Origin of the sequence: Micromonospora sp. L32 (assembly GCF_052068055.1) — a bacterium.
Lineage (GTDB): Bacteria > Actinomycetota > Actinomycetes > Mycobacteriales > Micromonosporaceae > Micromonospora > Micromonospora purpureochromogenes.
Window position 1 is genome coordinate 439,072 of record NZ_JBQHDD010000005.1, and the last position, 25,710, is coordinate 464,781.

Sequence of the window (25,710 nt, forward strand, 5' to 3'; positions counted from 1 at the left end):
GGAGCGGTCGTCGTCAGCGGGGCAGCGCCTGCTGCAACTCGGCGCGCAGCGCCGGGGTGAGCATCTCACCGGCCTGCTTGGCGAGCCGGGCCATCTCGTAGCCGACCACGCCGATGTCGGCGTCCGAGGCGGCCAGCGTGGCGAGGATCGAGCCGTCGCGGATCTGCATCACCAGGAAGTAGCCGCGCCCCATCTCGACGACCGTCTGCTTGACGATGTCGCCGTCGAACATCTGGGCCGCTCCCGCGGTGATGCTCATCAGGCCGGAGGTCACCGCGGCGAGCTTGTCGGCGTGGTCGCGGGGCAGGTGCGCCGAGATCGCGACCAGCAGCCCGTCGGAGGAGACCACCACGGCGTGGGCCACCCCCGGCACCCGCTCCGCGAACGCGTTGACCAGCCAGCTAAGGTCCCGCGCCTCCTGGCTCAAGGTCGTCGTCACTGTCGTCCCCCTTCGCTGTGCCCACCCGACGGCGGCAAGATTATCTCCCGGGTCTCCTCGGCTTCGGCCCGGCGGACCCCGCTGTACAGCCGCGACAGCATGCCACCAACCGCCTCCGGGTCCGGGTCGTCCCGTGTGGTGGCAACCTCCGGACGGGCCGGCTCGGTGACCGCGGAGAGCTGAGCCATCGGCACCCGCACCGGCAGGCCCCGTTCGTTGGTGCCCCCGATGACAGGCGTCGCGGGCGGCGCGGGCGTCACATCACCGGCCGGCACCGCGGCGGACGATGCCGGCCCCTGGCGGGACCACCAGCCGCCGCCGGCGGCCGGGGCGCCCGCGGCCGGCGACAGCACGTCCTCGGCGCGGACCGGCACCGGCCGCCCCTGCACGGGCACCACCGGAGCCGGGTCGGGACGACGGCCGGCCACCGGCAGCTCCGTCGGCGCCGGCGCACCGGCCGGCCGTCGCGGCCCGCCGGGCCGGGTCGCGCCGGCCACCGCCGTGGTCAGCATCCGCGGTGAGACCGGCCCGTCCAGCTCCGCCGGGGGCGCGGCGGCCAGCAGCGCGGTGGGCAGCTCGATCCGGGCGAGCAGGCCCTGGGCGCCGCCGCTGAGGCGGACCCGGATGCCGTGCCGGGCGGCGAGGTGGCTGACCACGAACAGGCCCATCCGCTCCGAGGCGGCCACGTCGGCGGCCGGCGGGGAGGCCAGCACGATGTTGGCCTGTTCCAGCGCCGCCGGGCTCATCCCCAACCCCTGGTCGACGATCTCCACCACCGCGCCGCCGCCCTCGGCCCGGGCGCCCACCCGGACCACGGTGTCGGGCCGGGAGAAGGCGGTGGCGTTCTCCAGCAGCTCGGCCAACAGGTGCACCAGTTCGCCGACGGCGTGCCCGACCACGTACAGGTCGGCCACCGACTCGCGGCGGACCCGCTGGTACTGCTCGATCTCGGCGCTGGCGGCCAGCAGCACCGCCCCGAGACCGACCGGGCGGTTCCACCGCCGGGTGGACTCGGTGCCGGCCAGCACCAGCAGGCTCTCGTCGTTACGGCGCATCCGGGCGGCCAGGTGGTCCAGCTTGAACAGGTTCTCCAGCTGGTCCGGGTCGGCCTCCTCCCGTTCCAGGTCGTCGAGCAGCTCCAGCTGCCGCTCCACCAGCACCTGGCTGCGTCGGGCCAGGTTGACGAACATCGCGTTGACGGTGCGCCGGGTCTCCGCCTGCTCCACCGCGACGCTGACCGCGCTGCGGTGCACCGCGACGAACGCCTCGGCCAGCTCGCCGATCTCGTCGGAGGAACGGACGACCGGGGGCGGCACGTCGATGGTGGGCACGCCGCCCTGCACCGAGCGGAGCCGGTCCAGCGCGTCCGGCAGCTCGACCTGGGCGATCCGCAGGGCCTGCCCACGCAGGCGCTGCATAGAGTTGGCGATGGACCGGCCGATGAGCAGGGCGAGCAGCACGGCGAGCCCGAGCACCACCACGATGCCGCCGACCACCAGCAGGGTGGTGCGCAGCCGGTCGCCGCTGACCGTGTCGGCCCGGGTCACCGCGTCGTCCAGCACCCGCGCCTCCAGCTGGCGCAGCAGCTCCTGGCGCTGCTCGCTGGCGGCCCACCACTGCGGCGCGGGCAGCACCTCCGCGCGGGCACCGCCGGTGGGCAGACTCTTCTCCTCCAGCTTCATCGCCGCGACGAACGCCGGGTCGACCGAGGTCCGGTCGTAGAGCCGAACCTGATCGTTGGTGGCGGCGACCCGGAACGCGCCGAGCGCGGCCAGCTGCTGCGCCCGCAGGTCGGTGAGGGTCACCTGGTCGTCCAGGTCGTAGCGGCCGGCCCGGGCGGCGGCGTAGAGCTGCCCGCGGATCCGCGACGACAGCTCCTTGACCCGGGCGAGCTGCACGTACCGCAGCACGGCGTCGGTGAGCACGGGCTGCTGCTCCCCCGGCGAGGGCTCCGCCAGCAGGTTGAGCAGCGCCTCGATGGCCCGGTGGTAGTTGCTCAGGATGGTGTCGCTGTTGAGCACCGCCGGCGGCACCGCGGCCCGGATGTAGACCACCTGGTCGTACGCCTCCAGGGCCTCGCCGTACGCCACCCGCCAGGACGCGTCGGCGTCGGCCAGCGGCTGCGCGGCCCCGCGCAGCTCGCTGACGGCCTGGTCGGTGGCCGCCTGCAACGGCCGCAGCGCGCTGACCGCCGCGTCCCGGTCGGCCTCGCTCCCGGCCCGGCGCAGCTCGGCCAGCTCCCCCGCGGAGCGGTCCCGCTCCTGCTGGAGCCGGTCCACCACGGTGGCTATCTGCCGGCCGATGCCGACCTGCCGGGCGAAGTCGCTCAGCGCGGTGGTCTGCCCGACCAGCGCCGCGGTCTGCACGCCGGCCAGCACCAGGAAGGCCACCGACGGGATGACCAGCACGGTGGCGAGCTTGGTGCGCATCCGCCAGTCGCGCAGCCGGAACGGCGAGCGCCGCCGGTGGGGTACGACCCGGACGGTCCCCCGGCTCCGACCACCCCGCTCGCCCTGCCTCGGGTCGGGACCTGCGCCCACACCTGCCTCCTCGGTCCCCCGCCTCCCCCGCGTCAGGGAGCGGGGTCCATCCAACCAGGCCCGCGAGCTGTGTCAACGGGGCGTGGCACAGCTCCGGTCAGGAAGCGGCGCCGGAGCGCTCCGGAGCGCGTCCCTCGTCGGGCGGGTCGGTCATCGCCAGCCGCCCCGCCTCGGCCACCCGGCCCAGCGCCACCAGCGCCGCGCCGATCGCCCCGATCTCCGGCTCGGCACGGTGCCGCACCGGGCGGGGCGCCAGCGCCGTGGCGAACGCCGAGCGCCACCAGGCGGAGGCCGCCATCGCTCCCCCACCCAGCACCACCTCCATCGGCGTCTCGACGGTGGACTCCAGCACGGCCAGATCGTCGGCGACCATCCGGCACAGGCCGGCCATCAGTCCGGCCAGGATCTCCACCCCGGTGGTGGCGAAGCCGACCCCGCGCAGCTCGCCGGCACCGGCCGGAGCGAAGCCGGGTGGCCGGTCGCCGCCCAGGCGGGGGTCGGCCGTCACCTCGCCACCGTCCGGCGGCACCCGCGCCAGCGCGGCCGACAGCTCCGGGCCCTCGGGCAGCCGCAGCTCCCGCTTGGCCCAGGTGTAGAGGTTGCCGCCGCAGGAGTAGGCCGCCCCGGTCACCACGTACTCGTGGTCCACCCGGTAGCGCCAGAGTTCCTCGGGCAGCGGCGGCAGCGGCTCACCGGCCGGCAGCCGATGCAGCAGCCGGACCGCCGCGGAGGTGCCCACGGTCACCGCCGCGCGCCGCCCGTCCACACAACCGGAACCCACGTTGGAGGCGGCCCCGTCACCGACCGGGACGGACCAGGCCACGCCGGCCAGCTGCGGCCACCGACCGGCGTGCTCCGCGCGCAGTCGCCCGTTCCACCCCGTCGGCGCCAGCTCGGGCAGCTCGCCCGGGCGGACCCCGGCCAGCTCGCAGGCCTCGGCGTCCCAGGCCAGCGTGCGCAGGTCGAGCAGTCCCGTGCCGGAGGCCATGGAGACCGACATCGGCGCGGTGTCGAGCAGCTGGCCGAGGACGTACTCGGCCAGGCCGACGAACCGGGCGATCCGGCTGCCGCACCGCGCCCGCAGCCAGGGCAGCCGGAGCGGCCAGTAGCCGCGGTGCCACCACCCACCGGTCCGTTCGTGGTAGGCGTCCGGATCGGCCGGGCCGGCGTTGCCGGGGGCCGCCATGGCGCGGGTGTCCAGCCAGGTCAGGACCGGCCCGAGCGGCGCACCCGCGGGGTCGAGCGGCACCACCGAGTGCCACTGCGCCGAGACCGCGACCAGGTGCACGTCGCGCAGGTGCCCGGCGCCGGCGAGCTCGTCCAGGCACTCGACCAGGCAGGCCAGGTACTGCACGGGATCGAGGGTGCCCGAGCCGCGGTCGCCGATGCTCACGTGAACCTTGCGCCGCGCCAGCGCACCCGGCCGCGGGCCCGCGTCGGCGTCGAGCACGAGCCCGCGTACCGAGGAGGTGCCGAGGTCGAGAGCGAGAATGTTCATCGCCGGTCACGGTACCCGCCGACCGGCCCGGCGAAGCCTCGATCGCGGGCGGGCGCGCGACGCGTACCTCGGACGGCTTCCGCGCCCGGCGGGGGCCGCGTAGGGTGGTCGACATGCTCGCGCACCTGTCCTGCTGGTGGCCCGCCGACCCGGCGGCCACCTTCCGCGCGTAGCTTTCCACGCGGCCGCCCGACGAGGCGGCCGCCGGTCTCTCCCCCGGCTCCCGGGCCGCCCCGACGGGCGGCGCCGACGGCCCGGAGGAGACACCGAATGAACCGCCCGCACGACCTGCTCGCCGCCCTCGCGCACGACGCCGACCCCGGCCCGTTCGCGCTCGTCCGTCGCGAGGGCGCCGCGCACCTCGACCTCTTCACGGGTACGGTCCGCACCGCCGACCGGCTCGCCGACCTGCCGCTGCCGGACGGGGCGGCCGGCCCGCGCACGCTGGCCCTGGTGCCGTACCGGCAGATCGCCGAGCGGGGCTTCCAGTGCGTCGACGACGGCACGCCGCTGGAGTACCTGGAGATAGCCGGGCACGCACGGATCGCCCTGGCCGACGCGCTCGCCGCGCTCCCGCAGGCCCCGGTGGTCACCACGGGCGTCGCGTTCGACGTCGCCGACGAGGAGTACGCCGACACCGTCGAGCGGGTGCTGGCCCAGGAGATCGGCCGCGGCGAGGGCGCCAACTTCGTCATCCACCGCACCCTGCGGGCGACGGTGCAGGGGTCGCCGCTGCGGGCGGGACTGGTGGCGCTGCGCCGGCTGCTGCTCGGCGAGCGGGGCGCGTACTGGACGTTCCTGGTGCACACCGGGCACCGGATCCTGGTCGGCGCGAGCCCGGAGCGGCACGTCAGCGTCGACGACGGGCTGGTGATGATGAACCCGATCAGCGGCACCTTCCGGCACGCCGGTGCGACCCCGGACCGCGCCGCCCTGCTGCGCTTCCTCCGCGACCCCAAGGAGGTCGAGGAGCTGTACATGGTGCTCGACGAGGAGCTGAAGATGATGGCCACGGTCGCCGAGCACGGCGGCCAGGTGGTCGGGCCGTACCTGAAGGAGATGGCGCACCTCGCGCACACGGAGTACCTGCTCGCCGGGCGCGGCTCGAAGGACGTCCGGGAGGTGCTGCGGGAGACGATGTTCGCCCCGACGGTCACCGGCAGTCCGATGGAGAACGCCTGCCGGGTGATCGCCCGGCACGAGCGCTCCGGGCGGCGCTACTACTCCGGCGTGCTGGCCCTGCTCGGGCGCGACGGCGAGGGCCGGCAGACGCTGGACGCGCCGATCCTGATCCGGACGGCGGAGATCTCCCCCGCAGGTGAGCTGCGGGTGCCGGTCGGGGCGACCCTGGTGCGGCACTCCACCGCCGCCGGCGAGGTCGCCGAGACGCACGCCAAGGCGGCCGGAGTGCTCGCCGCCCTGGGGCTGGCTCCGCAGGCGGCGGCCGTCGACCCCGCCCGGGCGGTACGGCTCGCCGAGGACCCCGAGGTGCGGGCGGTGCTCGCCGCGCGGAACACGCCGCTGGCCCGGTTCTGGCTCGACCAACGGGTGCCCGGGGCGACCACGCTGGCGGGGCTGGCCGGTCGGCGGGCGCTGATCGTAGACGGCGAGGACACCTTCACCGGGATGCTCGCCCACCAGCTCGGGGCCCTGGGTCTCGCCGTGGACGTCCGGCCGTGGCAACGGGCCGCCCCGCTCGACGGGTACGACCTAGTGGTGGTGGGGCCCGGCCCGGGCGACCCGGGCGCGATCACCGAGCCGAAGATGGCGGCGCTGCGGGCGCTGCTGGCCGACCGGCTCGCCGCCGGCCTGCCCACGCTGGCGGTCTGCCTCGGCCACCAGCTGCTCGCCGGCCTGCTGGGGTTGCCCCTGCACCGGCGGGAGGCGCCGTACCAGGGACTGCAGCGGGACGTCCCGGTCTTCGGCACGTCCCGGCGGGTGGGCTTCTACTCCACCTTCACCGCCCTGGCCGACCGCGACCGGCTCGGCACCCGGTACGGGCCGGTGGAGCTGTCCCGCGACCCGGCCGACGGGGCGGTGCACGCGCTGCGCGGCCCCGGTTTCGCCGGGGTGCAGTTCCACCCGGAGTCGGTGCTCAGCCGGGACGGGCTGGCCGTCCTGGCGGACCTGCTCGGGCACCTGCTGGCCCGTCCGGCGCTGACCGCGCATGGACCGGCCGATCGCGGGTAGGGGTTGCGGCGACCGGTGGACCGGACGGGCCGAGAGCCCCCGCCCGGGCCGCCGGTCGCCCCGTACGTCAGCCCGCGGCCAGGCCGCGCTTGACCGCGGCGCTGATGCGCACCGCCCGCTTGGCGGTCAGGGCGGTGGCGCCGAGCGCCAGGTGGTCCGGGGCGGTCTCCCCGTTGTTGCTGGTGTGCGAGGCGCCGTACGGGTTGCCCGCGGCGAACTGGCTCGGGTCGGTGTAGCCGGGGGTCACCACCAGGCCGCCCCAGTGGTAGAAGGTCGTGAACAGGGACAACAGCGTGGACTCCTGCCCACCGTTCGAGGTCGCGGTGGAGGTGAAGGCGCTGTAGACCTTGTCCACCAGGGCGCCCTGCGACCAGAGCGGGCCGGTGGTGTCGATGAACTGCTTGAGCTGGGCGGCGATCATGCCGTAGCGGGTGGGTGAGCCGAAGATGACCACGTCAGCCCAGGACAGGTCGTCGAGCTGGGCCTCGGGGACGTCCTGCGTCTCCAGGTGATGGGCCTGCCAGCCCGAGTTGGAGCGGATCGCCTCGTCGGGCGCCAGCTCGCGTACCTTGCGCAGGCGCACCTCGGCGCCGGCCTCGCCGGCGGCCTCGCAGGCCGCCTGCGCCATCTGGTAGGTGATGCCGGTCGCGCTGTAGTAGACCACCGCTACCTTGACCTGGCCGTCCATCGGCACGTCCCTCCTCGGTTCGGATCAGCTCCCGCGACTACCCGTCACATGCGGTGTCAAACTGCAAGATCGAGCGGCCGCGCGGAGCCTGCCCTGGTCGACGCCGGCAATCCGGCACGCGGTCGATGGACTGCCCGCGGCCGCGACGGGAAGGAGAGGCGGATGAGCATCGGAACGCGCCGGCCCTCGTGCCCGCCCTACCCGGAGGCCGACCGGCGATGAGCGACTACGGTCACCCGCTGCTCTTCGGATCGTTCACCACACCGGCGAGCGACGACCCGGCGGGCACCGTCGCCCTCGCCGTCCTGGCCGAGCAGATCGGGCTGGACCTGGTCACCTTTCAGGACCACCCGTACCAGCCGAAGCTGCTCGACACCTGGACGCTGCTGAGCTACGTCGCCGCGCGGACCAGCACGGTCGGCCTGTCGGCGAACGTGACGAACCTTCCGCTGCGCCCGCCGGCGGTCCTCGCGCGCAGCGTGGCGAGCCTCGACCTGCTCAGCGGCGGCCGGGTCCGGCTGGGCCTGGGGGCGGGCGCGTTCTGGGACGCCATCGAGGCGATGGGCGGCCGTCGGCTCACCCCCGCGCAGGGGGTGCGGGCCCTGGCGGAGGCCATCGACGTCATCCGCCAACTGTGGGACGCCGGCGCGCGCGGCGGCGTGCGGGTCGACGGCGAGTTCCACCGGGTGCACGGCGCCAAGCGCGGCCCGGCCCCCGCCCATCCGGTGCCGATCTGGCTGGGCGCCTACAAACCCCGGATGCTCGCGCTCACCGGTCGGCGGGCCGACGGTTGGCTCCCGTCGCTGGGCTACCTGCAACCCGGCGACCTGGCCACCGGCAACCGGATCATCGACGACGCGGCCCAGCAGGCCGGCCGGTCGCCCCGGGACGTCCGGCGGCTGCTCAACATCACCGGACGGTTCGGCGCGGTCGGTCGCGGCCCGCTGGACGGACCCGCGGAGCAGTGGGCCGAGGAACTGGCGGACCTGGCGCTGAGCGACGGCGTCAGCGTCTTCATCCTCGGCAGCGACGACCCCGACGACCTGCGCCGATTCGCTGCCGAGGTGGCGCCCGCCGCCCGCGAGCTGGTCGCCGCCGACCGGCGCTGAACCGGGCGGCGCCAGCGGCACGGAATTCTGGGATCCGGGCCATCCGGGGCGGCCCTCCCGCGGTCGGCCCGCCGGGGGCGGGGTTTGTCCGGGTCGGGGGCGGGTAGGGCGGGGCCATGGGAGGCGTTGCCGTGGCGCACCGGGTCGTCGACGTCGACGGCATCCGCACGTTCTACCGGGAAGCCGGGCCGGTGGACGCCCCGGTGGTGCTGCTGCCCCACGGCTACCCGTCGTCGTCGTTTCAGTTCCGCAACCTGATGCCGGCGCTCGGCGACCGCTGGCGGCTGCTCGCCCCCGACCTGCCGGGCTTCGGCTACACCCGGGCCGACGCGGCGCCGTTCGCCTACACCTTCGACGGGTACGCCGACTTCCTGCGCCGGTTCACCGACGTCCTCGGGTTGCGCCGCTACGCCATCTACCTGCAGGACTACGGCTCCCAGTTCGGGCTGCGACTGGCGATGAGCGCGCCGGAACGGGTCGCGGCACTGGTCATCCAGAACGGCGACATCTACGAGGACCAGCATGGACCGAAGTACGCGCCGCTGAAGAAGATGTGGGCCGACCCCAGCCCGCAGGCGCTGGCCGAGGTGGCCGAGCACGTCTCGGAGAGCGGGTTCCGCGCCGAGTTCCTGGGCGAGGTGCCCGGCGAGATCGCCGAGCGGATCAGCCCCGACCTGTGGACGCTCTCCTGGGCTCAGGTGGGCCGGCCGCCGGGCCCCGACCACCTCGTGCACCTGCTCGCCGACCAGCGGAGCACCGTCGACTGGTTCCCGCGTCAGCAGGCGTACCTGCGGGAGCACCGGCCGCCCACGCTGATCGTCTGGGGGCCGCACGACGGGTACATGCCCGAGGGGGCCGCCCGCGCGTACCTGCGCGACCTGCCGGACGCGGAGCTGCACCTGCTCGACGGCGGCCACTGGCTGCTGGAGACCCACCTCGACGAGGTGGTGTCCCTGATGCGCGACTTCCTCGGCCGCGTCCACCCTCCCGGCGCCGGGACGTAGCCGGCTCAAGATTTGCGCAAGTTCCCTGCCGGGCGGTGCCCGCCGGTCTCGCCGACCGGGATCCTGGTCGCACGGGTGCCGGCGGCCCGGGACATCGCCGACGCCCGATGGACCTGAACGGGGGATCGCGCTCCGCCCGCGAGAGCGGGCGTAGCGCGATCAGGGCCCGTGTCAGCTGGGGAGCTGCGCACCGGGTCGGCGGACCGCGTCCGGCTCAGTCGTCGAGCCGGTCGCGCAGGTCGTCGACCTGTTGCTGGAGGCGGTTCACCGCACCCTCGTCGTTGACGAAGGTGCTGATCCCGGCCGCGAGGGCCAAACCGAGCAGCACCGCGAGCACGCTGAGCACCAGCCCACCGATCGCCACCCCCCGCCCGGTCACCCCCGGGCGGCGGCTCATCTTCAGCCCGACGATCCCCAGGATCACCCCGATGATCCCGAGCAGCAGACCGATCCAGGCGAGGATGGCGGTCAGCACGCTGAACAGCGCCGCCACGCCGAACACCAGGGCGAAGGTGGCGGCGGCACTGGTCTTGGCCGGGGTACCTCCGGCGGGGCGGGCGCGCGGGGCGGGCTCACTTGACGCGGTCATCTCATACCTCGCATTCTTCGCTACGGTCCCGGACGGCGCATCCCCGATGTCCCGACACTTATGCGTCCCCTCCGCCACCTCTCCTCCCGCTGCTGCTATCCACGGACGTCCCCACGAATGCGCTCTGGACGGGCCGGGTAGCCAGGTCGTGACCCACGAGAGGAAGGACGAACGATGCGATTCACCGAACAGCAGGTCCGCTCGCTGTACGGGCAGGACGTCCAGGACCGCTCGGGCGCCAAGATCGGCACTGTGGCCCAGGTCTGGGCCGATCCCGCCGGCGAGGCCACCTGGGTCAGCGTGAAGACCGGCGTGATGGGCCACCACGAGTCCATGGCGCCGCTGGCCGGGGCCGGGATGGCCGAGGGTCGCCTGCGGGTGCCGTACGACAAGGCGACCGTGCGCAGCGCGCCCGCCGTCGAGTCGGGCACCGAGGCGCCGCTCGGCGCGGACCAGCTCGCCCAGCTCTACCGGCACTACCAGCTCCAGCAGCAGCAGGAGCAGCCGCAGCGGCGGCCCGGCGCGCCGGAGATGACCCGGTCCGAGGAGCGGCTGCGGGTCGGTACCCAGAGCGAGCCGGCGGGCAAGGCCCGGCTGAGCAAGCACGTGGTGACCGAGGACGTGCACACCACGGTGCCGGTCGAGCACGACGAGGTACGGGTGGTGCGCGAGCCGATCACCGCGGCGAACCGCGGCGACGTCCGGCCGGACATCCGCGACGAGCAGCGTGAGATGGAGCTGCGCGCCGAGCGGCCGGTGGTCAGCAAGGACCAGGTGCCGGTCGAGCGGGTCCGGCTGACCAAGGACGAGATCGTCGAGGATGAGCCGATCGACGCGCAGGTCCGCCGCGAGCGGGTCGACGCGGACGTGCCGGAGCCGGCACGCCGACGGCGCTGACCGCGGTCGCCACGGTCGATGATCGTGGACGTCGGGCGGGTGGGCCACGGCCCGCCCGCCCGGCGGCGTGTCCGGATCGGTGTCGGTGCTGCCGCCTAGGCTGACCGTCGTTTCCGGGCGAAGGGCGGCACTGTGCGGTTGACCGGCGGCGAGGCGTTGGCGTTACGGATGACCAGCCTGCTGTTGCGGGAGCACCCGGGCGGCCGGCCGCGGGACGTCGCGGGCGTGGTCGAGTGGTTCGGCGCGATGCAGGCGCAGGACGCGGCGAGTGGTCTGTGGTCGCTGGGCACCCGGCTGCCCGGGTGGACGGTGGCGGACGTGCGGGCGGCGCTGGAACGCCGGGAGGCGTTGCGGACCTGGCCGATGCGGGGCACCGTGCACCTCGTACCCCCGCGGGACGCCCGCTGGATGCTCGAGGTGACCGGCGTGCGGGCGCTGAGCGGCGCGGCGGCCCGCCGGGCCGCGCTCGGCCTCACCGAGGCCGACGCCGACCGGGCGGCCGACGTGCTCGGGGCGGCGCTGGCCGGCGGCGGCCGGCTCACCCGCGCCGAGTGCCTGGCCACCCTGACCGCCGCCGGCCTCGACCCGTCCGGCCAGCGCGGCTACCACCTGCTCTGGTACGCGAGCCAGCGCGGCGTCACCTGCATCGCCCCGCACGTCGGGACAGAGCAGACGTTCGCCCTGCTCGACGAGTGGGCGCCCGAGCCGCGCCGTCCCGAACGCGACGAGGCGCTCGGCCTGCTGGCGCTGCGGTACTTCCGGTCCCACGGGCCGACCACTCGACAGGACTTCGCCGGGTGGACCGGGCTGACCGCGACGGACACCCGGCGGGGCATCGCGGTGGCCGGCGACGACCTGGCCACGGTGGAGGTGGACGGGGTGCCGGCCGTGCTCGACGCGGCCCTGCTCGACGCGCCCCGCACCGCGCCCGACGACGTGTTGGCGCTGCCGGGGTTCGACGAGTACCTGCTCGGCTACAAGGACCGCACGCTGATGCTCGACCCGGCGCATCGGCAGGCCGTGGTCCCCGGCGGCAACGGCGTCTTCCAGTCCACGATCGTGCGCGGCGGCCGGGTAGTCGGCACCTGGAAGCGCACCATCGGCCGGGCCCGGGTCAGCGTGATCGTGCGGCAGCTGACCCCGTTCGACGACTCGATGCGCGGCCGGGTCGAGGCGGCCCTCACCGGGTACGCCGACTTCCTCGGCCTGCCCCTTCATCACTCCTGGTGACCTCGGCTCCGCGCGACCCGCATCGTCACGGTCCGTAATCGGGCTGACCTCCACCTGCAACCGGCGCCGCCGCCGAGACACGCGCCACCTCCGTGACCTGCCAGGATGCGGAACGCCTTCCCTGCCTCGCCACCCTCGCCTCGCACGCTTTGCTCTGCTGCCCTCCCGGCGACAGGGACGGACGGTAACTGTTGCCGGGGCGGCAGCAGAGCAAAGCGTGCGGCTTGGGTGTCGGGCGGCGAAGGCGGTGTGACGATCGGTGACGATACCGAGGCTGGGAAGGTGCCCCAGACTGAGCCGCAGAATGGGGGGCCGCGGCCGGGGCGGCAACGCGAGAGGGGCCGGGGGTACGACATCCACCGGCCCCTCGGCGACGACCGTCAGTCGGCCAGCGCGCCCGCGGCCCGGCCCTCGTGCAGGGTCAGGTTGCGCCCGCTGGACGGGTCGAACAGGTGGATCTTCTCCAGGTTGAACCAGACCCGGCGGCTCGTGCCCTCCGTCACCGGGGACTCGGCCGACAGGCGAGTGACCAGGCTGGCCCCGGTACCGGTGAAGTCGGCGGCGCCGGCGTCGGCGGCCAACTCCTCCAGCTCGGCGGCGCTGGCCCGCTCCCCCTCGACGGTGAAGTAGACGTACTTGTCCGAGCCCATCGACTCGACGATGTCCACCGGCGCCTCGAACTCCATGCCCCGGCGGCGGGTCTCGTCGTCCACCAGCTCGGCGTCCTCGAAGTGCTCGGGACGGATGCCGAGGATCAGTTCGCGGGGAGCGTCGGCCCCTTCGAGCTGCCGGCGGAGCCGGTCGCCGATCGGCACGTCGCCGAGCGCGGTCCGCAGGGTGCCGTCGGAGACCGCCGCGTGCAGGAAGTTCATCGACGGGGAGCCGATGAAACCGGCGACGAAGAGGTTGCGGGGGTGGTCGTAGAGCTCCTGCGGCGGGCCGACCTGCTGCACCGCGCCGCCCCGCATGATCACCACTCGGTCGCCGAGGGTCATCGCCTCGGTCTGGTCGTGGGTGACGTAGACGGTGGTGGTGCCGAGCTGCTTCTGCAGCCGGGACACCACGGTGCGCATCTGCACCCGCAGCTTGGCGTCCAGATTGGACAGCGGCTCGTCCATCAGGAACGCCTTGGGCTGGCGGACGATGGCCCGACCCATCGCCACCCGCTGGCGCTGGCCGCCGGAGAGGTTGGCCGGCTTGCGGTCCAGCAGCGCGGTCAGCTCCAGGACCTTGGCCGCCTCCTCCACCTTCTGGTTGATGGTCTCCTTGTCCAGCTTCTGCAGCCGCAGCGGGAAGGCCATGTTCTCCCGGACGGTCATGTTCGGGTAGAGCGCGTACGACTGGAACACCATCGCGATGTCCCGGTCCCGGGGCGCCTTGTCGTTCACCCGCTGCCCGGCGATGCGCAGCTCACCGGAGCTGATGTCCTCCAACCCGGCGATCATGTTGAGGGTGGTGGACTTCCCGCAGCCGGAGGGGCCGACCAGGATGACGAACTCGCCGTCGGCGATCTCCAGATCGACGTCCTGCACCGCCACGGTCCCGTCCGGGAACCGCTTGCTCACCTTGTCGAGCACGATGTCAGCCACGACTACCACCTATCCCTTGACTGCGCCGGAGGTCAGTCCGGAGACGATGCGGCGCTGGAAGAAGAGCACGAACAGGATGATCGGAATGGTGATCACCACGGCGGCGGCGCAGATCGCCCCGGTGGGATCCTCGAACTGCGACTCGCCGGTGAAGAACGACAGCGCCACCGGCACCGTGCGGGCCCGCTCGGTGGAGGTGAGCGTGATCGCGAAGAGGAAGTCGTTCCAGCAGAAGATGAAGACCAGGATCGCCGTGGTGAACAGGCCCGGCGCGGCCAGCGGGGCGATCACCCGCCGGAACGCCTGGCCCTGGGTGGCGCCGTCCATCTTCGCCGCCTTCTCCAGGTCCCACGGGATCTGCTTGAAGAACGCCGACAGCGTGTAGATCGCCAGCGGCAGCGCGAAGGTGATGTACGGCAGGATCAGGCCCGGCCAGGTGTCGAAGAGGCCGAGCTGCCGCTCGATCTCGAACAGCGGCGACACCAGCGACACCTGCGGGAACATCGCGATCAGCAGGGAGACGCCGACCAGCAGCTTCTTGCCGGGGAAGTCCAGCCGCGAGATCGCGTACGCGGCCATCGCCCCGAGCACCACCGCGATCAGCGTGGCGATCAGCGCGATGCCGATGGAGTTGACCAGCGCCCGGACGAACTGGTCGGTGTCAAAGATCGTCCGGTAGTTGTCCAGCGTCCACTCGCGGGGGATGAACTTCCCGTCGGTGAGGGTTGCCGGGGTCTTGAACGACAGCGAGGCGATCCAGAGCACCGGGATCAGCGCGAAGACGACGACGATGACGTCCAGCAGACCCCAGCGCAGCTTCGCCCGGGTGGTGGTTTCGGCCATGTCAGCGCCTCTCCCCGTCGTCGCTGCCGGGGGCAGCGGTACCGAACAGCTTCACGAAGACGAAGGCGATGATCGCCACGGTGAGGAAGATCAGCACCGACATCGTCGAACCGATGCCGAGGTTGAGGCCCCGGATCAGGTTGTTGTAGGCGAGCATCGACACCGAGGAGGTCTCGTTGCCGCCCGCCGTCAGCACGAAGATGTTGTCGAAGACCCGGAACGCGTCCAGGGTGCGGAACAGCAGCGCGACCAGGATCGCCGGCTTCATCACCGGCAGCATCACCTTGGTGAACCGCTGCCAGGCGGTCGCCCCGTCGGTGGAGGCGGCCTTGAGCAGGTCCTCCGGGACCAGCGCCAGCCCGGCCATCAGCAGCAGGGCCATGAACGGGGTGGTCTTCCAGATCTCGGCCAGCATGATGATCGCCAGCGAGCTGGCCCGCTCGGTCAGCGGCGCGCTGCCGTCGAAGAGGTTGGCCAGGTAACCGGTGCCGGGCGTCCAGGCGTACCGCCAGGAGAAGGCGGCGACCACCGTGACAATGCCGTACGGGATCAGCGCCGCGGTGCGGACGATGCCCCGGCCGACCAGCGTCCGGTGCATGATCAGCGCCAGTCCCATGCCGAGCACCAGCTCGACCGCGACGGTGACCACCGTGATCAGCATGGTGACGCCGAACGCGGTCCACCAGAACTCGTTGGTCAGCACGGTGACGTAGTTCTCCAGCCCGATGAACTCGCGCTGGTCCGGGAAGCGCAGGTCGAAGCGCTGCAGCGACAGCCAGACCGAGTAGATGATCGGGTAGGCGGTCACCAGCAGCATGACCAGCGCGGCCGGGGCGCAGAGCAGCCAGCCCAGCCGGCGCTCGGCCTTCTTGTTCTCGCTCAGCGGGGTCTTCGCCCGGCGGCCGGCCCGCTGGGCGGGCACCGCCGCGTGCCGGCCGGTGGGCCGCTCGGCCTCGGCCGCGACCTCCGCCCCGGTGGGAGTGGCGTTGATGCTCATGCCGTCACCTCCGGACGGTCGCCGCCACCGGTCGGCCGGCGGCGCTGGGTTCGCTCGGTCACGGCAGGACCCCCTTGGACTGGAGGGCGTCGGAGATCGCGTCGCGCAGCTCGTCGGCCGTCCGTTCCGGCTGGATCGCCGACGGCGGCGACAGGATCGCCGACATCACCGTGGAGATGCTCTGGTACGCCGGGGTCAGCGGTCGGACCGCCGGCTCCTTGAGCTCGTCGAGGATGGTCTCCTTCATCGGGTACGCCTCGGCCATCTCCGGGTCGTCGTAGACCTTCTCGATGGTCGGCGGCACGCCGTCGTTGATGGCGGAGAACTTCTGGTTCTTCTCGTTGCGGATGCACCTGGCCGCCTCGAAGGACTCCGTCGGGTGCTTCGAGTAGGCGCTGACCGCCATGTTCACCCCGCCGATGGTGACCTTGCTCGGGGTGTTGGCGTCGATGCCCGGCACCCGGGCCCACTTGACCTTCTTGGCCAGCTCCGGGTCCGCCTCCTGCAAGGCCGGGTAGACGAAGGGCCAGTTGACCTGGAAGGCGCCACCGCCGGCCTGGAACTCCAGCCGTACCGGGTCCTCGGTGGCGTTGCTGAACGACGGCGAGGCCACGCCCGACGTGGCGAAGCGCTTGAGCTGGTCGAGCGCCTTGACCGTCCCGTCGTCCATCACGGCCTGCTTGCCGTCGTCGCTGAGGATCTTCCCGCCGGCGCTCTCGGCCAGGGTGTTGTAGAGGACGACCAGTCCCTCGTACTGGGCGCCCATGGTGAGCACCTGGTACGGCTTGCCCTGTCCCTTGAGGTCCTGGGCTGCCTTGATCATGTCGTCCCAGCTGGTCGGGGCCTGCGGCACCAGGTCACTGCGGTACCAGAGCAACTGCACATTGGTGTTCTTCGGGGCGGCGTAGAGCTTGCCCTCGTACCGGGCGGTCTCCAGCGGGCCGGTCAGCGTGCCCTGCTCCACCTCGGCCTTGTCCTGGCCGGTCCACTCGCGGATCCAGTCGGCGCTGGCGAACTCCTGGGTCCAGGTGACGTCGAGGCCGAGCACGTCCATCCCGGGGTCCTGCGCGGCCAGCCGACGGACCAGCTGCACCCGCTGGTCGTCGGCCTGCCGCGGCAGCACCCGGTAGGCGATCCGGTAACGCCCCTGTGCCTGGGCGTTGCAGTCGTCGACCACCTTCTGGAGGTTCTGCTCCGGCGGGTAGTACAGGTTGATCGTGGGCGTACCGCCGCTTCCGCCATCGGACCCGCACGCCGCCAGTGGCGCGACCAGCGCCAGCGCGGCGGCCGCCGCCCCGAGCCGGACGCCCGCACGGCGCCGATGTCGGGTCGCTTCGGGGTCTGTCGTCATCGCCCTCCCCCTTTCTTCGGCGAGAGACCGGGGGAAGGCCCGTGCCCCGGCGCACGGCGAGACGGCCGGGACGGTGGGCGGCGGAATCGCGCCAAGTCCGGGCGTTTCGTGCGCCCACAGTGCCCGACCCGCGACGGCGCGAAACCTCAGCGTGACGACGCGCATTGCCCGCGCGGGTGTGCCGGAGATCACGCGGTGCGGGTCGATCAGCCCCGCCGTAGGCTCGGCCGATGGATGCGACCTTCTTCTTCGACCCCGCCTGCCCGTGGACCTGGCGAACCTCGCGCTGGCTGGTGCGGGTCGCCGAGGCCCGGGGGCTCAGCGTCGAGTGGCGGGCGTTCAGCCTGGCGATCCTCAACGAGGGCAACGTCCCGCCGCAGTTCGCCGACGTGCTGACCGCGTCGAGCCGGGCGCTGCGGCTGGTCGAGGCGCTGCGCGCCCAGGGCCGTCCCGAGGACGTCGCCCGCTTCTACGCCGAACTCGGCGCGCGCAGCCACGACGCGGGCAACCCGCTCGCCGCGTCGATCGTGACCGCGGCCGTCGACGCGGCCGGGCTGGGCGAGGCGGCGCCGGCCCTCGACGACGAGCGCTGGGACGAGGCGGTACGCGAGTCGCACGCCCTCGCGTACGCGTCGGCGGGCCCGGACATCGGCGCGCCGGTGCTGATGGTGCCGGGCGCAGAGCGCGGCATCCACGGGCCGATCCTGACCGAGGTGCCCGACCTCGACGACGCGCTGACCATCTGGGACTCGCTGCTGCCGCTGCTGCGGATGCCGGCCTTCCAGGAGGTCAAACGCGGCCGCCGCTGACCTGCCCCGTTTGCGGCTCACGGGCCACGGCTCGCCGCGCCGCGGGTCGGATGTCACAGCTCGCGGTTTTGCGGCTCGTGCCTCGCCTGGTCGCGGCTCGGGGCTCGCGGTTCGCGGCTCGCCGGTCACGGCTCGCGGCACGCGGGTGACGGCTCGCGAGTCACGGTTTGCGGCGTGTCGCGGTGTCCCGCTCGCGTAAGACCGCAACACGCCGCAAACCGGGGATCATGAGGTGGGCGGGGCGGCTCGCAGCAGTGCGGCGGGGCGGCCTGTTGTCGGGGTGGGCGGGCATGATGACCGGATGATCGCGCGCTTCAAGGACCTCTGCATGGACGCCGCCGACCCCCGCTCGCTGGCCGGGTTCTGGGCCCGGATCCTCGATGGCGAGGTGGTCGACACCGGCGACGGTGACTTCCGGGTCGACCCGCGGCCGGGCGGGGCCGGGCCGGAGTCGATCTGGGTCAACCGGGTGCCCGAGCCGCGTACCGGCAAGACCCGGGTCCACCTCGACCTGCGACTGGCCGACGCCGGCCCGGCGGCACTGCTGGCCGCGGGCGCCCGGCTGGTACGGGAACCCGACGCCGAGATCAGCTGGTGGGTGCTCGCCGACCCGGAGGGCAACCAGTTCTGCGCGTTCGCGCCTCGCGAGGGCAGGCGGTCCGGGCCGTTCGAGATGGTGGTGGACAGCGCCGACCCGACCGCCCAGGCCACCTGGTGGGCGGGCGTGGTGGGCGGCCGGGTGAAGACCACGGCGGAGGGCCACGCCTCGGTGGTCGGCGCAACCGGCTTCCCCTGGGACTACTGGGTCTTCGACCCGGTGCCGGAGCGCAAGCGGGTCAAGAACCGGGTGCACTGGGACGTCGACCTGACCGGCCCGGACGCCACCGCCCTGATCGCCGCCGGGGCGACGCTGCTGCGCGAGCCCGACGAGACGGTCGGCTGGTGGGTGCTCGCCGACCCGGAGGGCAACGAGTTCTGCGCCTTCGCCCCGCGTCGGCCGGCCTGACCTTCGGGCTTTCCCAGCAGGTGGGCGCGGTGGGGCTACCCCGCGCCCGCCGGGTCGACTAGCGTCAGGTGAGCTTCACCAGCCAGCGCGTCGCCGTCGAAGTCGATACGCCTCCGGCCGACCCCAGCCCGCCCGAACGGTTGGTTCTCGCGCGAACTTCCCTCCGCCGGTCCACCGGTTGGGCAGGATCGTCCCCACGAGGAGGTGCCGTCGTGCAGGACACCCGCGCTCTCGCCCTGACGTTCGAGGTGAGCGGCCTGCCACCGGTCAAGACCGAGGCGCTGTCCATCTTCGCCGCCGGACACCGGCAGGCGACGAGGGTCCGCGCCCTGCTCCAGGCGGCCTGCGCCGCGGCCCAGCGCACCGGCTGGACGCCGCTGGCCGGGCCCGTCGAGGTCGACCTGATCCTGCGCTGCCCGCCCGGGCACCGCACCTCGGACGCCAGCACCCTGCTCGGCGGGGTGTGCGCGGTGCTCCAGGACAAGAAGCGGGTCGCCAACATCGGGCTGGCCCATCTCGGTGTCCTGGTCGACGTCGCGCTCTACGACGACGACCGGCAGATCCGGCGGCTGTCGTACGCGGAGGAGCCCGCGGAGGACTTCTCGTACCAGGTCCGGGTGGCCGCCGTACCGGCCGGGGTTTGACCGACGACCGCGGTGGGGTACCGCGGACGCCGACGAAGGGAGCGCCGATGTCGGAGCCACATGTCACGCTCGATCCGAGCGCGCTTGATCCCGTGCAGGAGAAGCTGCGCGGCGCGCTGGAGGATCAGCTGACCTCGGCCCTGCAGGCGGCCACCGAACGGGTCCGGGCCAGCTACGCGGGCGAGCCGATCGAGCAGGTCTGCCAGCGGCTGCTCGACGAGACCCGCGCCGGGCTGCACCCGGACATCGCGGCCGGGTTCAACCCGGACATGGACGAGTTCTGCCGGGTGGCGGTGGCCATCGTCCGCGGCTCGGCTTCCTGACACAGGCGCCGTCCGACCGGGCCGGCCCCGCACTGGACCCGTCGGTTTGCAGGGCGGTAATGCGCTGACGAGTCAGGGCTCGGGGTCACCGCCCGCTACAGTCCGCCAGAGCGAGATCGTCGGTGGCTGGCACTCCGATCGGCAACCTGTCAGGCGGCCAGCGGATCCACCCGCCAACCGGTCAACGGATGCGCCGCGACGGGCCGCGCCGCGGTCAGTTCCGCGGCGTACTCCCGGACCAGCCCCGGCAGCCGGTACCGGCCGGGCTCGTCGCGATGGACCAGGTGCGCGTCGACCAGATCGTCCAGGGCGCGACGCAGCCGGGAGGCGGAGACGCCGAGCTGCCGGGCCGCCCGGTCGGGCTGGAGCGGGGCGTCGGGCGCCGCGCCGAGCAGCACCAGGAGCTGCCCGGCCACCTCGTCCTCGGCACGCACAGCGGCGACGACGGCCGCAAGGCTGGCCCGCACCGACAGGTCCTCGTAGTCCAGCAGGTCCAACTGCTCCCGCCCGTCGGCGAGCTGGCCGATCAGGGCCTCCACCGACCTGCCCGGGCGGGCCGCCAGGCGCATGCCGGCGATGCGCAGGGCGAGCACCGAACCGGCGCAGAGGCGTACCAGTTCGGCGGTGGCCGTCGCGTCGGCGAGAAGCCGCTGCGGGCCGGCGAGCGTGCCGAGCAGGTTACGCGCCTCGGCGGCGCCCAGCGGGCGCAGCGTCACCCGCCGTACCCCGTCCAGGCTGCTCAGTCGGGTCTGGCCGACCACCAGGAGGGCCGGACCGGGTCCGGCCGGGAGCAGCGGTCGCACCTGGGCGGCCCGGGTGACGCCGTCGACGACCAGCAGCAGCCGGCGACCGGCGACCATCGACCGGAACCAGCCGGCCCGCTCGTCGGTGTTCTCCGGTACGTCGGCGGGGGCGACTCCGAGCGCGCGCAGCACCCGCGCCAGCACCTCACCCGGGCTCACTGAACGCTGGTGGCCGAGGTCGACGAAGACCTGCCCGTCCGGGAAGGCGTTCGCGACGGTGTGCGCGGCGCGTACCGCCAGGGCGGTCTTGCCGCTGCCGAAGGCGCCGGTGACCACCACCGTTGCCGGCGCCGTACCGCCGAGAGCCGTGACCACCTCGGCGGTCTCCCGGGCGCGGCCGACGAAGGTGACCAGGTCCGCCGGCAGCTCTCGGGGGACGGTCCAGCCGACGCTCCCGCCGGGCCACGGCGCAGGCGTCGGCGCGTCGCCCGGCGGCGCCGGGGGCGGAGCGACCGGCAGGGTCGTCGTCGTGACCGGGACGGCCGGCGGGGTGTACGCCAGCTCCGAAGCCCGGTCCAGCATCGCGCGGTGCAGGTTGGCCAGCTCCTCGCCCGGCTCGATGCCGAGCTCCTCGTCCAATATGGCCCGGGCGTCCCGATACACCGTCAGTGCCGCCGGGACGTCCCCGCAGCGGTAGAGAGCGAGCATGAGCTGCCCCCAGGCACGCTCGCGCAGCGGGTGCGCGGCAAGGTGTACGCGTAGCTGGGGCAGGAGCTGACCGTGCTCGCCGGCGGCGAGCCGCGCCTCGGCGAGTTCCTCGAATACCTGGAGCCGCTGCTCGTCGAGGCTCGCCCACCGGCTGTCCAGCACGGTGCCACGAGGCAGGCCGTCACCCGAAGCCCCGCGCCAGTGTGCGAGCGCGGCGGTGAGAGTGGTGACGGCGCCAGCTGGATCGGCCGTGGCGAGCAGTGCCCGCCCTTCTCCCGCCAGCCGGTGGAACTCGGTGACGTCCAGCTCGTGCGGCGACAACCGCAGCTGGTACGCGTTGGGCCGGGCGACCAATCGGTCGCCCAGCTCCCGGCGCAGGCCGGCGGCGTGGGAACGCAGATTCGCCACCGCGGAGGCTGGTGGGATGTCGGCCCACACCATGTCGGCCAGCCGCTGCAACGAGACCGACTGGTTCGCCTCCATTGCCAGGCCGGCGAGGACGGCTTGCCGCTTGGCCGCGCCCGGCGTGACGACCTGGTCGTCCACGCGCAGCTCCATGCTGCCCAGAAGCCGAATCTGCAGTTTCATCGCCGCTCCCCCGTTGAACCCGAGCGCGCCCAGGTTAGGTGGACGGTTGCCGGCGCAACAAGGGAGAAATCGGGCAACGGAAGGTGACGAATATCAATGGCCGCAGACGGTGTGTCACCGTAACGAAAAGGTAGCGGAGAGCGCTCCCGGCGCGTGGTCACATGGTGTGATCGTCATCGCCGCACGCCTGCTCGGTTGCCAATCAGTGAACTACCCCAATGTTGCCAGGTTGAAACAACGACGGGAGCGGTCCAGATCAGTCCACACCGGAGGAGGTCGTCCGCCAAGCAGCCGGACGGGCGAGGGGCGTGCGACTCCAGTGTGTCACGATCTACGTTCGGCCGGTCTGGTGATCCACTCGATCAAGCCCCGCTGACCTTCGGTGGGGCCCGCTTCATCCGATCGGCGGAGCAGGAAGTTTTCGCCGCATCCGTCGCGCCACTCCTGCCGACTCGGCCGCCGGCTTCCTGGCGACGGCCAGCGGACGTAGTGGGCAGAACACCCGTCGCACTCGGCGTCCGGGCCCGTCGATCACCGGCAGGTACTGCTCAGCAACCGACCACAACCTCAGGTCCAGCGCCGACTCGTAGCCTTGCCGGGTGACCGTCTACGACACTGCTGCCAAGCTGCCACCAATCGATGTGGTCCGCGACCGCTCCCGAGCCCTGGCGATGCTCGACTCCATCGTCGACGGCGTCTACTACGACTACAGCCGCAGACGGGGCGAGAGCGAAGCGGCGTCCATGCGCAACGGCAGCGGCGAGGAGTACGACATCGTCTTCACCGCCGACGGTGCTTTCATCCGCGGCGTCTACCACGATTCCCCCATGCACAACTACACCGGCGGCCAGCTGTGGCCCGGCCTGCTGGAGGGGTTGCCCCCACAGTTCGCGCCGCTGGTGCACGAGCCCACGTTCTGTTACGAGGACGGCGCGCTCAACGCCACGTTCGTGCTCTGGCGGCGCTCCGGGGACGACCGGTGGCACGCCGGCGAGGGGATCGACCTCTCCCCCGCCGACGACGAGGAGACTGATCCCGACGGGGCCTGGCTGCTCGACATCCTGTGCGACGGCGCCGCCGAGGAGTACCTGGAGTACGCCTGGTCGGTCTACGACACCGAGCTGGACAAAGCCGTGGTCGAGCAGATCCTCGCGCTGCAGCCCCTGACCGATGAGGTCATCCAGGCGCTCAATCCGCAGAAGCGACTGGCGGATCTGCGGGAGCGGGCGGCGGAGCTGGACTACCCGATCACGGCCTGACCGCCAGAAACGCGGATGCTTGCCCGCGAGGCGGTGCCCGTCCCCACCGGGGGACGGGCGCCGCTTAGATCAGCCCTCTTTACGAGCGGCCCGCATCTTCATCCGAATAGCATTTCTCGATCACATCAGCGTATTGCCGAGCAAAAGACTCACTGCGGGCAAGCAGGCTGGCAGGGTTCGGATCACGCCCGCCCTGCTGGGCGCTCCGCAGTTCGGCGAGATCAGCATGCCTGGCTTCATTCTCCAAGCCGACAAAATCCACGACCTCCCACTCACCACCCGGGAAGTCTCTCTCTCCCATCTCCCTCGCAGCTTCCGCCAACTCCTCGGCACGCTCGAATACCTCCTGCAACTCATCCAACTCGTCCGGAGCAGCCACGAAGTCCAGCACCTCGGTAGCCAGGACCAGATGATCAACGACCTCCGTCTCAAAGGGTGGCCCGTCCGGGTCACTTCCGTCGATCACTTCTCCCAAGCTGCCTCGGAGGGCAGGCACATCGTCCTCAATCTCGATAGATCGCTCGGCGCCCTGCCGGCAGATTCGCGTGGCGAGGTCGACCGACCTGGACAGGACCTCTCGAGCCCCTTCGATCGCCAACTCCGGGGAATCTCCTTCGTGCAGGTCGACCACCACCGGACCGTCGATGGAGTGCTGAACGCACACATAAACTGAATCGGGGGCGGAATGGACGACGGCGTCCCAAGCGAAATCGGTAACCGGAACGCGTTGTACGGCTCCTCACCCTCAGCCTGCGCACCCGGCTTGTCCACACCGGTGAACTCGACGTTGCATGACCCAACTTACGACTGGGCGTCTGAAGGAGTACACGTTGATGCAACAACACGGAGCCCGGACACCGAAGCACGACACATGTCGCACTCCGGAGTCCGGACCCCGTCGCTGGCGACACTGCTCAGCAGCTGGACCAGAGCGTCAGTCGCGGCTGCCTTCCCCGCGCCGCCAGCGTCTCCACATCAGTTGCCTCAAGGTCGCCGACGAAGGTGGCACCAGCCGCTTGTACAACCCATCTGAGGCTGTCAACTGGACACGGGAACCCATCTACGCAGAGCAGGATTTCGATTCTGTTCCCACGTGCCTCTGCATGCCACCACCGCCAACACCGTGATAGACCATCCGGATCTTCCGTTCGGTCAAACCACGCAGCCCACGACTCAAGTGGCCACGCGTCATCCTCCAGCTCACTCCCGTCCACAGGCGACTCATCAGAGTCGTCCGCGACAGCCTCACTGGCATCTACGAACCAGGATGGAAGGCGCCGCCGCCATGTGTCCAGCTCCGTCTTACCTTCAGCTTCGAGCTGAACTGCGACAGAAAGCACCTCACGCAGACGTAGGAGCGCCGGTTCCGCCTGACCATGTCGGGTTTGCGCAACGATACGCCCCAGGAGCCAGCCTGGCGGCAGGCTCTCCGCCAGGCTGGACTCGCCGCGACTATCCTCGTATCCCAATGCCCGCTCCACCTCACCCGGAGGTCCTCACCTATTTCAAGATCCCAGCCCTGTCACCAACGTCCATGGACAAAGCACCTAGATGAGCTGGGTTTCGGTGCGCAAGGGGTCAGGCGATTCGACCGGGTAGTCCAACTCCGCCGCCCTCTCTCGCAGGTCGGCCATCCGCCCGTCAGGGTTCAGCACGCGAACCACAGCGTCAGTGAGAGGGCGCAGCGCGACGATGTGCTCGACCGCACCCCTGTCGAGGTCAACCTCGTAAACCTCCTGGGCGTGCTGGATGTACTCGTCCACGATCTCGTCGCAGAGGATGTCGAGCAGCCAGGATCCGTCCGGGTCGACCTCCTCCTCGTCCGCTGGCGAGAAGTCGATCTCGTTGCCGGCGTGCCAGCGATCGTCAGTGACGCTCCGCCACAATAGGAAGGTGGCTTCCATGGTCCCGTCCTCGTAGCAGAAGGCGGGCTCGCGTACCAACGGCTCGAACTGTGCCGGCAGCCCGTCAAGGAGACCGGGCCAGAGCCGACCCCCGGTGTGCATGTGCATCGGCGAGTCGCTGTAGGTGCCCCGAATGAAAGCGCCATCCGCAGTAAAGACGATGTTGTACTCCTCCCCGCTGCCGTTGCGCATCGACGCCAGTTCGCCCTCGCCCCACCGTCGGTCAAAGTCATAGAAGTCACGATCTTCTTACCGGTCTTGGCCAGCTTGGCCGCGGCCACCGCGTTACCCGCGAGCGGGATAGCGGAAGCCATCGACATCGCCGCGTCGACGTAGTTGCCCTCGGCGAGGTACCAGATGCCGTTGGCAACGTCGGCAACCTCGCCGATCACCGGGACCATGCCCGCCACGTCCAGGGCGGCGTGGCCGACGTCCGACCACGACATCCCGAACAGGTGCCCGTCCAACTCCACGAAGCTGACCGGGTTACCACCAGCGAACGCGTACCGGTTACCGGTGAACGGATCCGTCGCCAACCCCATGTCGGCCATGGCGCCGCCGTAGGAATCCCGCGTCAGGAACCGGTTCAGGCCCGGGTCGTAGTTACGGAACCCCATGTCGTACGTGCCAGAGCCGGCGTCCCAGCGGGAGGCGTCGAACCGGAACGCGTTGTACGGCTTCCCGCCGCTCAAGAAAACGAGGGCCCCACCGGAAACGAATCCGATGGGGCCCCTTCCATTTCTTACCGTAGCTCGCTACGAG

22 protein-coding genes and 1 pseudogene are annotated in these 25,710 nt (G+C 72.1%); 10 read left to right on the forward strand and 13 right to left on the reverse strand.

Annotated features, from left to right (window positions below; all coding sequences use genetic code 11):
• Positions 1–13 precede the first annotated feature (13 nt).
• From ACTMTB_RS16855 to ACTMTB_RS16865, 3 genes are all read right to left on the reverse strand, one after another.
• Positions 14–439 (reverse strand): roadblock/LC7 domain-containing protein, encoded by a 426-nt coding sequence (locus ACTMTB_RS16855; protein ID WP_088961379.1) that lies wholly within the window; start codon positions 437–439, stop codon positions 14–16.
• Positions 436–2,979, reverse strand: a complete 2,544-nt coding sequence (locus ACTMTB_RS16860; protein ID WP_441146652.1) for a nitrate- and nitrite sensing domain-containing protein — start codon at positions 2,977–2,979, stop codon at positions 436–438. Before ACTMTB_RS16860 ends, ACTMTB_RS16855 begins: the two co-directional genes overlap by 4 nt.
• A 97-nt stretch (positions 2,980–3,076) precedes the next feature.
• Positions 3,077–4,477 carry an FGGY family carbohydrate kinase gene (locus tag ACTMTB_RS16865; protein WP_441146654.1) on the reverse strand — a complete coding sequence of 467 codons (1,401 nt, stop codon included), beginning with the start codon at positions 4,475–4,477 and terminating at the stop codon, positions 3,077–3,079.
• Positions 4,478–4,747: 270 nt separating this feature from the next.
• On the opposite strand from ACTMTB_RS16865, the gene ACTMTB_RS16870 reads away from it, so the two are divergent.
• Positions 4,748–6,667: a chorismate-binding protein gene (locus ACTMTB_RS16870; RefSeq protein ID WP_441146657.1), complete on the forward strand. Its 1,920-nt coding sequence runs from the start codon at positions 4,748–4,750 to the stop codon at positions 6,665–6,667.
• A 67-nt stretch (positions 6,668–6,734) separates the two neighbouring features.
• Here ACTMTB_RS16870 and wrbA read toward each other — a convergent pair whose 3' ends face one another.
• Complete coding sequence (wrbA, locus tag ACTMTB_RS16875) at positions 6,735–7,355, reverse strand: NAD(P)H:quinone oxidoreductase (protein ID WP_280838344.1); 621 nt, start codon at positions 7,353–7,355, stop codon at positions 6,735–6,737.
• A 218-nt stretch (positions 7,356–7,573) separates the two neighbouring features.
• Between wrbA and ACTMTB_RS16880 the strand changes: the two genes are divergently transcribed.
• Positions 7,574–8,464 carry an LLM class flavin-dependent oxidoreductase gene (locus ACTMTB_RS16880; RefSeq protein WP_441146659.1) on the forward strand — a complete coding sequence of 297 codons (891 nt, stop codon included), beginning with the start codon at positions 7,574–7,576 and terminating at the stop codon, positions 8,462–8,464.
• Between the two features lie 116 nt (positions 8,465–8,580).
• A complete protein-coding gene (locus ACTMTB_RS16885; RefSeq protein ID WP_441146661.1) occupies positions 8,581–9,468 on the forward strand; it encodes an alpha/beta fold hydrolase in 888 nt (295 codons plus the stop codon).
• A 214-nt stretch (positions 9,469–9,682) separates the two neighbouring features.
• Here the strand turns inward: ACTMTB_RS16885 and ACTMTB_RS16890 are convergent, their stop codons facing one another.
• Positions 9,683–10,057 (reverse strand): hypothetical protein, encoded by a 375-nt coding sequence (locus tag ACTMTB_RS16890; protein WP_357612643.1) that lies wholly within the window; start codon positions 10,055–10,057, stop codon positions 9,683–9,685.
• A 174-nt stretch (positions 10,058–10,231) separates the two neighbouring features.
• Here ACTMTB_RS16890 and ACTMTB_RS16895 point away from each other — a divergent pair, with 174 nt between their 5' ends.
• A complete protein-coding gene (locus ACTMTB_RS16895; RefSeq protein ID WP_441146663.1) occupies positions 10,232–10,954 on the forward strand; it encodes a YsnF/AvaK domain-containing protein in 723 nt (240 codons plus the stop codon).
• Positions 10,955–11,122: 168 nt separating this feature from the next.
• Complete coding sequence (locus ACTMTB_RS16900) at positions 11,123–12,184, forward strand: winged helix DNA-binding domain-containing protein (protein WP_441146831.1); 1,062 nt, start codon at positions 11,123–11,125, stop codon at positions 12,182–12,184.
• A 380-nt stretch (positions 12,185–12,564) separates the two neighbouring features.
• Here the strand turns inward: ACTMTB_RS16900 and ACTMTB_RS16905 are convergent, their stop codons facing one another.
• From ACTMTB_RS16905 to ACTMTB_RS16920, 4 genes are read right to left on the reverse strand one after another with little or no spacing between them, the layout of a single operon-like run.
• Entirely contained in the window at positions 12,565–13,773 is a 1,209-nt protein-coding gene (locus ACTMTB_RS16905) for an ABC transporter ATP-binding protein (protein ID WP_357618441.1), read from the reverse strand.
• Positions 13,774–13,782: 9 nt separating this feature from the next.
• Positions 13,783–14,616 (reverse strand): carbohydrate ABC transporter permease, encoded by an 834-nt coding sequence (locus ACTMTB_RS16910; protein WP_280838339.1) that lies wholly within the window; start codon positions 14,614–14,616, stop codon positions 13,783–13,785.
• A 1-nt stretch (position 14,617) separates the two neighbouring features.
• The gene (locus ACTMTB_RS16915; protein ID WP_154936138.1) at positions 14,618–15,613 is read right to left on the reverse strand and encodes a carbohydrate ABC transporter permease; all 996 of its coding nucleotides are present in this window, start codon (positions 15,611–15,613) and stop codon (positions 14,618–14,620) included.
• A 58-nt stretch (positions 15,614–15,671) separates the two neighbouring features.
• Positions 15,672–16,964 (reverse strand): ABC transporter substrate-binding protein, encoded by a 1,293-nt coding sequence (locus ACTMTB_RS16920; protein ID WP_441146666.1) that lies wholly within the window; start codon positions 16,962–16,964, stop codon positions 15,672–15,674.
• A gap of 230 nt (positions 16,965–17,194) precedes the next feature.
• On the opposite strand from ACTMTB_RS16920, the gene ACTMTB_RS16925 reads away from it, so the two are divergent.
• The 4 genes from ACTMTB_RS16925 (at position 17,195) to ACTMTB_RS16940 (ending at position 19,746) form a co-directional block, all read left to right on the forward strand.
• Positions 17,195–17,773 carry a mycothiol-dependent nitroreductase Rv2466c family protein gene (locus tag ACTMTB_RS16925; RefSeq protein ID WP_441146668.1) on the forward strand — a complete coding sequence of 193 codons (579 nt, stop codon included), beginning with the start codon at positions 17,195–17,197 and terminating at the stop codon, positions 17,771–17,773.
• A gap of 301 nt (positions 17,774–18,074) precedes the next feature.
• A complete protein-coding gene (locus tag ACTMTB_RS16930) occupies positions 18,075–18,779 on the forward strand; it encodes a VOC family protein (RefSeq protein ID WP_441146670.1) in 705 nt (234 codons plus the stop codon).
• Positions 18,780–18,991: 212 nt separating this feature from the next.
• Positions 18,992–19,423, forward strand: coding sequence for a hypothetical protein (locus tag ACTMTB_RS16935; protein ID WP_210776490.1), 432 nt, complete (start codon positions 18,992–18,994; stop codon positions 19,421–19,423).
• A gap of 47 nt (positions 19,424–19,470) precedes the next feature.
• Positions 19,471–19,746 (forward strand): hypothetical protein, encoded by a 276-nt coding sequence (locus ACTMTB_RS16940; RefSeq protein WP_357618676.1) that lies wholly within the window; start codon positions 19,471–19,473, stop codon positions 19,744–19,746.
• Positions 19,747–19,895: 149 nt separating this feature from the next.
• On the opposite strand, the gene ACTMTB_RS16945 is transcribed toward ACTMTB_RS16940, so the two are convergent.
• Positions 19,896–21,785: a BTAD domain-containing putative transcriptional regulator gene (locus ACTMTB_RS16945; protein WP_441146673.1), complete on the reverse strand. Its 1,890-nt coding sequence runs from the start codon at positions 21,783–21,785 to the stop codon at positions 19,896–19,898.
• A gap of 599 nt (positions 21,786–22,384) precedes the next feature.
• Between ACTMTB_RS16945 and ACTMTB_RS16950 the strand changes: the two genes are divergently transcribed.
• Positions 22,385–23,044 (forward strand): hypothetical protein, encoded by a 660-nt coding sequence (locus ACTMTB_RS16950; protein ID WP_441146675.1) that lies wholly within the window; start codon positions 22,385–22,387, stop codon positions 23,042–23,044.
• Positions 23,045–23,123: 79 nt separating this feature from the next.
• Here the strand turns inward: ACTMTB_RS16950 and ACTMTB_RS16955 are convergent, their stop codons facing one another.
• The 3 genes and pseudogenes from ACTMTB_RS16955 to ACTMTB_RS16965 form a co-directional block, all read right to left on the reverse strand.
• The gene (locus ACTMTB_RS16955; protein WP_441146677.1) at positions 23,124–23,675 is read right to left on the reverse strand and encodes a hypothetical protein; all 552 of its coding nucleotides are present in this window, start codon (positions 23,673–23,675) and stop codon (positions 23,124–23,126) included.
• A 916-nt stretch (positions 23,676–24,591) separates the two neighbouring features.
• Entirely contained in the window at positions 24,592–25,140 is a 549-nt protein-coding gene (locus tag ACTMTB_RS16960; protein ID WP_441146844.1) for a hypothetical protein, read from the reverse strand.
• A gap of 275 nt (positions 25,141–25,415) precedes the next feature.
• Positions 25,416–25,640: pseudogene (locus ACTMTB_RS16965) on the reverse strand (RHS repeat-associated core domain-containing protein); the annotation flags it as partial.
• Positions 25,641–25,710 lie beyond the last annotated feature (70 nt).